This is a genomic window from Roseateles sp. P1_C6 (genome assembly GCF_056406315.1).
In genome coordinates, this window is sequence record NZ_JBFUAK010000001.1 from 67281 (window position 1) to 75041 (window position 7761).

A 7761-nucleotide genomic window follows, 5' to 3' on the forward strand; every position below is an offset into this window, starting at 1 on the left:
TCCAACGTGTAGGCAAACGACTGAATCGTGCGCGAGCGTGGCGAAGGCAACCAGCGCTTCTCGACAAGATCTAGAGGCGAGGCGGTCTGGCGGTTGCAGCCAGCCCATCGATACTGGCCGCGCAGCGTGAGCCGCCGGGCACCTTGTCGCCCGGGTTGGGCACCTCCAGCCGCACGACGAAGGTGCTGCTCGCGGCGTCGATCACGCGGTCGACGCTGCGCACCACGGCATTGAAACGGGCGCCCCCCACCTGGGCACGCACGCTCGCCTTGGTGCCGACGCGGACCTGGCCGAACAGTGCGGCGGGCAAGGCCACGTCGGCGCGAATCGGGTCGATCTGGGCCACCTTCAGCACCGGCTTGCGGCCGCTGCCGGCCTCGGCCAGCTCGCCCACGTTGAGCATGCGGTCCACCACCACGCCCGTGAACGGCGCGCTGACTGTGCGCAGCGCCAGCTGCTCCTGCGCGCGCTGCAGCTCCACCTTGGCCAGCTCGCGGCTCTCCAGCGCAGTCTGCAGCTCGGCCTCGGCCAGGCGCTTCTCGGCGTCGGCCTCGTCGCGGGCCTGCACGGAGATGAACTTCTCTTTCTCCAGGTCGGCCTGGCGCGCCTGGCGCTTGGTGGCGTAGTCGATGCGGTTGCGGGCGGTGGCCAGAGGCCCCTCCAGCTTGCTGCGCAAACGGGCCAGCTCGACGGCGGCCTTCTCGCTTTGCGACTGCAGTTCCACCAGCGGCTGCCCGCGGCGGATGATGTCGCCGCGGTTGACATGAATGGCGCCGATGATGCCGTCCACCGGCGTGCGGATCTCGATGACCTGCCAGGGCTCCAGCAGGCATTCGAAGCCGGCCTCCTCGCCGGCTCCGGCCGCTTGCGCCGCCACCACCAGCAAAACCGCCAACACTGGGCGCACGCTCATTCGCCTCTCCCTGAAAACGACAGCATCGCCGCCAGACGGCGGTCTTGTTTGAGACTGGCCGCGCGCGCTGCCCGGTGGCGCGCCTCGGCCGACGACTGCGCCACCCGGCGCAGCAGCCACAGCAGTGTGGCATGCGGTGCCACGCCCGCGCCGTGCACGCGCCGAACCAGCGCGCTGAGCAGCGGCGCGTGCACGCGGAACAGCTCATCGTCCAGCGCCACGATGGCCTCGCCGCTGCCCGGGTCGCCCTGGCGGGCGGCGCGGCCGAACAGCTGCCGGTCGATGCGCGCCGAGTCGTGGAACTCGGTCAGGATCACGTGCAGCCCGCCGCGCGCACTGACGCCCTCGCCCAGCATGATGTCGGTGCCGCGTCCCGCCATGTTGGTGGCCACCGTGACGACGCCGGCGCCGCCGGCGCGGGCGATGACCTCGGCCTCTGCGCGGTCGTGCTTGGCGTTGAGCACCACGTGGGCAATGCCGGCGGCTTCGAGCAAGGCAGACAAGTGCTCCGACGCCTGCACCGTGCGCGTGCCCACCAGCACCGGCCGGCCCTGCTGCTGCGCGTGCGCCTGCACGCTGGCCAGGACCGCCGCCCAGCGTGCGTCGGCATCGGGCAGGCAGCGCGGCCGCGCGCGCTGCGCCAGCGACGGCCGGTGCAGCGGCACGCGCGCCACCGGCAGGCCGTACACGCGGCCGATCTCGGCCGCCACCTCCGTGGCCGTGCCGGTCATGCCGGCCAGGCGCAAGTAGCGGCGGAAGAAGCGCTGGTAGGTGATGCGCGCCAGCGTCACACGCTCACCGCTGAGGTCCAGCCCTTCCTTGGCCTCGATCATCTGGTGCAGGCCGCGCTCCCAGGCGCGGTCGGCCATCACGCGGCCGGTGGACTCGTCGACGATCTGCACCTTGCCGTCGACCACGACGTACTGCTGGTCACGGCGGTAGAGCCACAGCGCGGCCAGTGCCTGCGTGACCGCTTCGGTGCTGGCGCGCAGGCCGGTGTCGGGCGGCGCTTGTGCGTCGTCCATCGCGGCCTCGAGGGCGGCGCGGCCCGTGTCGTTCAGGCGCACGCGCGGCTGGGCGGGCTCCAGATCGAAGTCGCGGACCGGCTGCAGCCCGCGGGCGAAGTCCAGCGCCCAGTCGACCAGCGCGCCGCGCGCGCCCGGCGGCAGCGAGGCCGACAGGATCAGCGGGGTGCGGGCCTCGTCGATGAACACGCTGTCGGCCTCGTCCACCAGCGCGAAGGTCAGCCCGCGCAGCACCGTGGCCGGGTTGGCGGCAGGGTCGCCCATGCCCGCGCCCTCGGCCAGCGCACGGTGCAGCGGGCTGGCGCGGTCGCCCAAAGCCGTGCGGTCGCGCAGGTAGTCGAAGGTCAGCTCCTTGTTGCTGCAGTAGGCGATGTCGCCGGCGTAGACCTCGCGCCGCTGCGCGCGCGTCAGTTCGTGCACGATGGCGCCGCAGCGCAGGCCGAAGAAGGCGTACAGCGGCGCCATGGCTTCAGCATCGCGAGCGGCCAAGTAGTCGTTGACGGTCACGACATGCACCGGCAGGCCCACCAGCGCGGCGGCGCACACCGGCAGCGTGGCGGCAAAGGTCTTGCCCTCGCCGGTGGCCATCTCGGCCAGGCTGCCGTGCAGCAGCAGCCAGCCGGCGTGCAACTGGCTGTCGTAGTGGCGCTTGCCCAGCACGCGGCCGGCGACCTCGCGCACCAGCGCGAAGAAGGCGGCCACCGCGTCGACGCCGAAACGGCTGCGCCGCAGGGCGTGGCGCAGCAGCGCGGCGCGCTGGCGCAGCTGCGGCTCGTCCAGCGCGGCCATCTCGGCCTCCAGGCCGCGCGCCAGCCGCACGACGCGGCGCGCGCCGGCCGCAGCGCCGCCAAAGGGCTGCAGCGCCGGGCGCACCCAGCCATGCCACAAGCCCAACGCCAGTTCGTCGTGCCAGGCGGGTGTGCGCTCGTCGCGTTCGGCGTAGGGCCGCCCGCTGGCGAGGTCGCGCGGACGCAGCCGCAGCAGCAGCGCTTCAGACATCGAAATGCCGCAGGAACAGCCGCCGCAGCACGGGCCAGAGCTGGGCGGCCAGCGGCGCCGGCTCGTGCGTGAAGCGCACCTGCACGCGTTCGCCATAGCGCAGCACCTGGCCGGTGAGTGCGTCGACGCCAACGTCGAGCTGGAACACCCGGTCCAGCGTGCGCAAGCCCTTGGGGTCGCGCGGGTCGACCGCGATGCTGCCGCCACCCGAGGGCGTCAGCGCCTGGCTGGGCACCTCGTCGCGCCCGGCGGGCACCTGGCGCAGCACGCGACCCGGCAGCACGTGAGCGGTCTCGCTGGCCCGGCGCACCTGGACGGTCAGCGTGGACGAGGCCACCGCATCCACGGCGCTCTGGTCCAGCACCACGCGCACCACCGGCGGCGCGTCGCCCAGCACATAGCCCAGCACCTCGCCCTGGCGCAGGTGACGGCCCGGCATGTCGCTGGCGCGCGGCACGGTGAAGCGCCCCGGCGCCGCCGCCAGCATCAGCAGGCCTTGCGCCCGCTGCTGGGCGCGCTGCCAAGTGGCCTGGGCCAGCAGCAGCTGCTCGCGCACAATCTCGGCGCGCGCGCGGTCCACGACGAACTCGGCCGCGTAGCTGGCCTCCAGCTCATTGACGCGCGCCCGCAGCAGGCGCAGTTCGGCGTCCAGCGCCGGGTCGATGCAGCGCGCCAGCACGCGGCCCGGCTCGACCAGGCTGCCCGGCTCCGCTTCGAAGCTGCGGAAGAACCCCGGCGCGGCGGCGCGCACCAGGCTTTGCTCGGGCAGCCACACCACGCCCTGCGCGACCGTTCGGTTGGGCAGCGGTAGCACGCCCACCGCCAGCAGCAGCAGCGCCACGCTGCCGGCCACGGCGGCCAGCACGCGGCCGCGGCGCTCACGCACCTCGGGCTGGGCCTGCAGCGCCTTGGCAGCCTTGAACAGAGGCACCACGGTCATCATGGCCACCGCCCACAGCGCCAGCAGCACGCCGACGAAGAAGAAGCGCGAGCCGATGAACAGCGCGATCGCCAGTGACACGAACAGCCGGTACACCGCCGAGGCCAGGCCGTAGAGGCCGAACCACAGCCGCTCGGCGCGCGTGTGCGCGGGCGACTCCACGTCGCGCAGCCGCAGCAGGTGGCGCTGCAGCAGGTAGCCCCAGTAGCGCGCCGACTGTGAGGCCAGGTTGGGCAGCTCGGCCAGGTCAGCCAGGATGTAGTAAGCGTCGTAGCGCAGCAGCGGGTTGCCGTTGAAGACCAGCGTGGACAGGCCGGCCACGAACACCACGTTGAAGCAGACGGCGCGCGCCAGCCCGGGCTCCAGCAGCAGCCAGGCGTAGAAGGCCAGCGCGGCGATGAACAGCTCCACCACCATGCCCGCCGCGCCGATCAGCGCGCGCTGCCAGCGCGAGCGCAGCACGTTGGCTGCCGACGCATCAACGTAGGGCACCGGCATCAGCACCAGCAACATCACACCCATGTCGTGCACCTCGCCGCCCGCGGCGCGCGTCGCCGTGGCGTGGCCCAGCTCGTGCAGCAGCTTGATCAGCGGGAACACCAGCGCCATCAGCAGCAGGTTGTCGGCCTGCAGCACGCGGTCGGACAGGTTGCCGCTCAGCTCGCCCCATTGCGACGGCAGCAGCAGCAGGGCCGGCAGCACCACCGCCAGCCACAGCAGGCCGGCGCCACGGCTCCACAACCGGCGCCAGACTCCGGCATGGCGGTCCAGCCAGCGGCCCGGGTCCCACAGCGGGATGCGGATGGCCATGGGGTTGACCCACGAGCGGCGGCGCCGCGCGCTGGCCTCGCGCTGGCTGCGGTCGAACAGCTCCAGCGCATCGGGCGGCACGTCCGTGGCCAACAGGTCGGCGCCATGCAGCTGGCCCAGCAGCTGGATGAGTTCGTCCTGCGTGGGCGCGTCGTCGCCGAGCCGGGAGCTGGTGATCTCCCACAGCTCGCGCACGCTGCGCTGGCCGTCCATCGCCGCGATGACCAGGCGCGCGGCCGGCGTGAAGCGGTGCACGCGGCCGGATGCCGGGTCTTGCAGCAGGTACCAGACGCCGCCGCGATAGCGGTGGCGGTGCAGCCGGGCCCGCGCCACCAGCCGCGGCCGCAGGTCGGCCACGCGGTACCAGAGGCCGCTTTCGAGCGGGGCGTCGGGGCTGGCCATGCCGTCAGGGCGCCCAGGCCCAGAACGTCAGCCGGACCCAGTCCAGCAGCCCGTGCGTCCAGATCCACAGCAGGCTGCGCTCGCCCACCACCACCTTGCCGATGCCCTGCATCCCGGGGCGCAGGCTGACCTGGGGTGCGCCATCGATGCTGGCCTCCACGGCGAACACGTTGCGACCGTCCTGCTGCGTGGACACCGGCGTGATGCGCTGCACGCGGATGGCCAGCGGCTTGTCGGGCAGGCCCGACAACAGCAGCTCACCACGCTGGCCCAGCGCGAGCGCAGCAATGTCGCGGTCGTCCACCTGCAGCATCACGCGAAAGCCCTGCAACGGCGCGACCTCGAACAAGGTCTGCCCGGTCTGCAGCGGCGCGCCGATCTGCTGACTCAGGTCGCCCGCGACGACCAGGCCGTCAAAGGGCGCGACCAGCGTCGTGCGCGCCAGGCGCTCCTCGGCCAGCGCGAGCTGGGCGTCGGCCTGGTTGACCTGCGCGGCCAGCACGCCCATGGCCGCGCGGTCGGCCTGCGACTGCGCGACCTGGTAGCGGCGCTGCAGCTGTTCGCGCTCGGCCGACCAGCGGCTGCGCTCCAGGCGCAGGTCGCGGTCGTCGAGGCGCGCCAGCGGCTGGCCCTTGCGCACGGTGTCACCGGCGCGCACCAGGCCTTCGGCCACAAAGCCGTCGAAGGGCGCGACGGCGGCGATCTGCGTGGCGCCTTCCACCACCGTGCGTGCGGCGATGCGGTAGTCGGTCTGCCACAGCGCCAGCGCGGCCAGCGCGACCGCACCCACCAGCCCGACCAGCTTCAGCCCGGGCCGCTGCGGGCCGCTGAGCTCGCGCGTGGCGTTGCGCGCCGCGTCGCGCCAGTGCGCCAGCATGCCGCGCTCGCGCCAGCGCTGCTGGCCCCAGTAAGGGCCCAGCAGCACACCCAGCGCCGCGGCCTGCCGGGCCTCGGCCTCGCTGAACGCCGGGCCGGCGATGCGCTCGAAGCTCAGCACGCCGATGGTCTGGCCCTGGTCGCGCACCGGCACCGACAGCATGGCCTGCACAGCCAGTTGCCGGGCGGTTTCGCGGTGCGCCAGCGCGCCCAGCGGTTCGTCGGCTGGCACCGGCAGCTGCACCGGCACGCCCAGGTCCAGCACCTCGTCCATGGCCTCGCCCAGCCAGCGCACCAGGTCGGAGCGCGCATCGAAGCTGGCCGTGTTGGACATCACCAGCGGCGTCACCTGCCCCGCTTGCTCGAAACCCACCGAGACGCGGTCGCAGCGCAGCCGCTGTGCCAGCTCGTTGACCACCGACAGCGCCGACGGCTGCAGCTGCGCATGCTGCATGGCCGTGGCCATCGCGTCGTTGAGCAGCGACACGCGCGCCAGCTCCACCTGCCTTGCGGCCAGCGCCTGCAGGCCGAAATGCTGCATGGGCCAGGCGACGCCCCAGTGGATGTCGCGCAGCGCCGTCTGCAGATCGGCCAGCGGCCCCGGGCCGAGGTCGAAGACCACGGCGCCGCACAGCTCGCCGGCCACCTCGATCGGGTAGCCCACGTGGGCCACGCCGTCGGCGCCCGGGGGTTGCCCGCCGCCGGGTGCGCTGACGACGCCCTCCCGGGCTTGCAACACCTGCTGCGCCACCGGCGACAGGTATTGCAGGTCGCGGCGCGGGTCGGGCCAGACGGCGGCCACGGCGAAGGCGCCGACGGCACTCTCGCGCGTCAGCAACAGCGCCGCGCGCGAGCGCGGGATGCGCGCGGCCAGCAGCACCAGCCAGGCGGCGTACAGCTCGGCGGTGTCGCCGGTGGTGGTGAAGCTGGACCAGGCCGCGGACTCGCTGCGCGTGCGCTGCTCGTCCGCCAGGGAATAGACGGGTGCGCTGTTCTGGGTCATGCAGGCAGCGGATCAGGCTGCGGCGCGTTGACGGCCGGTGGCGTCTCTTCGTCGGTGAGGCTGCTGATGAAGCGGTCCTTCACATCGGCGAAGTTGCGCATCGACAGCATCTGCAGGTAGAGCAGTTCCAGTTCGTCGTTGCGCGCCAGGCCCGCCAGCGCCTGCGCGTCCAATGCGCGCAGCTTGGCGCGGTTGACGGCGTAGAAGCCGTTCAAGGACCGCTTTTCGCCGCCGGGCGTGGTCACCTGCGCCTGCATGGCCTCCAGCAGACCCAGCTCGTGCACACGGCGGCCGAACTGGCGCGTGCGCTCGAACTGGCTCTGGTACTCCTGCAGGAACTGCAGCACCCGCTCGACGAACGCGGTGGGCTTGCCGGCTTCACTGAACAGGCGCTCGCCGCGGCCCTCGCGGTTGACGCCCGGGTGGGTCTCGTCAATGCACAGCGTGTGCGTCTTGCCATCGGCGCTGCGCGAGAACACGAATGGGTAGCGGCGGATGAAGGCCGGCACGTAGGTGGCCTTCCACTGGGCGTCGGGCGACAGGAAGAGGTTCTGGTCGCCGCGCACGCCGAGCACCACCACCGGCACAACCTCGTCCGCGTTGACAGTGAAGACGATGGCGTACTCGACCGCCGCGCGCGGGAACTCCACCGCCATCAGCGGCACCGCATTGATGCCGGCCGAGAAGCCATAGCCCGGGCTGGGCTCCAGCGACACGCTGCCGTGGCGGGACGCCGACACGGGCACGGCGGACTCATAGATCAGCAATTGCTTGGGCATGCATGCTTTCCGTT

5 protein-coding genes are annotated in these 7761 nt (G+C 72.6%); all 5 read right to left on the minus strand.

Features of this window, described 5'->3' with window-relative positions:
* Window positions 1–70: 70 nt before the first annotated feature.
* Genes AC1D29_RS00290 through AC1D29_RS00310 form a run of 5 tightly spaced genes read right to left on the minus strand, consistent with a single transcriptional unit; the run spans window position 71 to window position 7747 of the window.
* The gene (locus tag AC1D29_RS00290) at window positions 71–913 is read right to left on the minus strand and encodes an efflux RND transporter periplasmic adaptor subunit (protein WP_477893596.1); all 843 of its coding nucleotides are present in this window, start codon (window positions 911–913) and stop codon (window positions 71–73) included.
* Window positions 910–2937 carry a preprotein translocase subunit SecA gene (locus tag AC1D29_RS00295; protein ID WP_477893598.1) on the minus strand — a complete coding sequence of 676 codons (2028 nt, stop codon included), beginning with the start codon at window positions 2935–2937 and terminating at the stop codon, window positions 910–912. Before AC1D29_RS00295 ends, AC1D29_RS00290 begins: the two co-directional genes overlap by 4 nt.
* Window positions 2930–5089: an HlyD family secretion protein gene (locus AC1D29_RS00300; protein WP_477893600.1), complete on the minus strand. Its 2160-nt coding sequence runs from the start codon at window positions 5087–5089 to the stop codon at window positions 2930–2932. The genes AC1D29_RS00295 and AC1D29_RS00300 overlap by 8 nt, the downstream gene beginning before the upstream one ends.
* Before the next feature lie 4 nt (window positions 5090–5093).
* Window positions 5094–6968, minus strand: coding sequence for a GAF domain-containing protein (locus tag AC1D29_RS00305; RefSeq protein WP_477893602.1), 1875 nt, complete (start codon window positions 6966–6968; stop codon window positions 5094–5096).
* On the minus strand, window positions 6965–7747 hold the full coding sequence (locus AC1D29_RS00310; protein WP_477893604.1) for a SapC family protein: 783 nt from the start codon (window positions 7745–7747) through the stop codon (window positions 6965–6967). Before AC1D29_RS00310 ends, AC1D29_RS00305 begins: the two co-directional genes overlap by 4 nt.
* Window positions 7748–7761: the final 14 nt, after the last annotated feature.